At 25.3% G+C, this 1,430-nt stretch carries 2 protein-coding genes; both read right to left on the bottom strand.

All coding sequences use genetic code 11. The features are described 5' to 3' along the window. Positions 1 to 37 precede the first annotated feature (37 nt). Positions 38 to 835 carry a phage antirepressor KilAC domain-containing protein gene (locus G3997_RS06035; protein ID WP_296644417.1) on the bottom strand — a complete coding sequence of 266 codons (798 nt, stop codon included), beginning with the start codon at positions 833 to 835 and terminating at the stop codon, positions 38 to 40. Positions 836 to 996: 161 nt separating this feature from the next. After that, positions 997 to 1,182, bottom strand: a complete 186-nt coding sequence (locus G3997_RS06040; protein ID WP_296644420.1) for a helix-turn-helix transcriptional regulator — start codon at positions 1,180 to 1,182, stop codon at positions 997 to 999. Between the last annotated feature and the right edge of the window lie 248 nt (positions 1,183 to 1,430).

Genomic DNA, 1,430 nt, shown 5'->3' on the forward strand with positions numbered 1-1,430 from the left:
GTATTTTCTCATAAAGTCCCCCTTACTTATATAAYCTTTAATTTAAGTATCTATTTTCAAGTATTTTATCTATAAAATATCTTTGACCCTTACCTGTTATAAGTGGTCTTACCACAAYAACTTCTCCATTTTCAGTTTCTATCACCTTTTCATATAGTTTAAATAATCCACTTTCAATATAAACTTGTTTAGGTGTATTTTTATCATCACCCTTATTTATAAAGTATCCATTATCTCTAAACCATTTATAAAGTCTATTTCTTCCCATATCTATTTTGTTACTTATTAGTTTTGCATATTGACCTATGGTTATAGCTCCATCTGTATTTTCTATTGTTTTCCCTAGGTTTATATATCCTTCATTTTCAATTATTACTTTATTTAAAGCATTTACCTTTAATCTTTCATTTTTTAATCTTTGAGCTAATGATATTATTAAATCTGGATTTTCTAACAATTCATTCATAATGTTCTCCTCAATATATGCACCATAGTTTCTAATTGAAGGAATAACCTCATCACATACCCATCTTTCAAACTTACAAGCACTTTTTAATTTTGATTTCATTATTAATCTGTATAAATTACCTTCATCAATAAATTTCTTTTTATACATTTGAGTTTTTAAACTTTGTCCATTTCTAGTTTTAGAAGAAATACTTACTTCATGTAAAACTATACCTTCTTCTCTACAGTGTCTAATTATTGCATCTCTAGGGTTTGAATATCCAAGTACTGTAGCTACACCATTTGCATCAAAGTATTCTTTCTTATCTTTAACTATCACTAAAATTTCCCCAAACATATCATTTCTAAATAACTTTAAATTTTCCATTTTAANCCCCCTAATGGTTACTTTTATTNTTAGATATAAAGATTTGCTACAATTAGCCAGCCTGTTAGCAAAACACTTTATATATTAACTAATACTTAACTTACTATAACTTCATCATATTCTCTAAATACATTGCTATTAATTTTCTTAAGCTTAAAACTTTACGACTTAAATAAATAATTTATATCGCTTTGCAATATATTAGCAAGCTCCATCGCCTCATATATTCTAAAATAATCTAAGTTCTTTTCTTTCTTTATATATGTTGATGTTGACATATGAAGTAAACTTGCTAATTCTTTTTGAGTTAGCCTTCTGCTCTTTCTTGTGAATTTTAAATTATTCATACTACTCCCCCTTTGTTAACTTTTTGGTTACTTTTCTTGATTTAAGTATATACCAATATTTGGTAAATATGCAACAACTTTTTATTATTTTTGGTTACTTTTTGTAAATATGGTAACTTATCAAAGATAAAATAACCATTTTTATACATTTTGTATACTAATTATTACCTTTTTAAGCTATAATCTTATTAGATGCATAGTAAATAGTATATTGACTGTATATRTACGTTTTGAAATCATAATATAAA

This window comes from Romboutsia sp. 13368 (assembly GCF_018336475.1).
Lineage (GTDB): Bacteria > Bacillota > Clostridia > Peptostreptococcales > Peptostreptococcaceae > Romboutsia.

What these genes read in the sequence shown, in the direction of transcription:
- G3997_RS06040 (WP_296644420.1), bottom strand. Translation starts at nt 1,182, where the DNA reads ATGAATAATTTAAAATTCACAAGAAAGAGCAGAAGGCTAACTCAAAAA.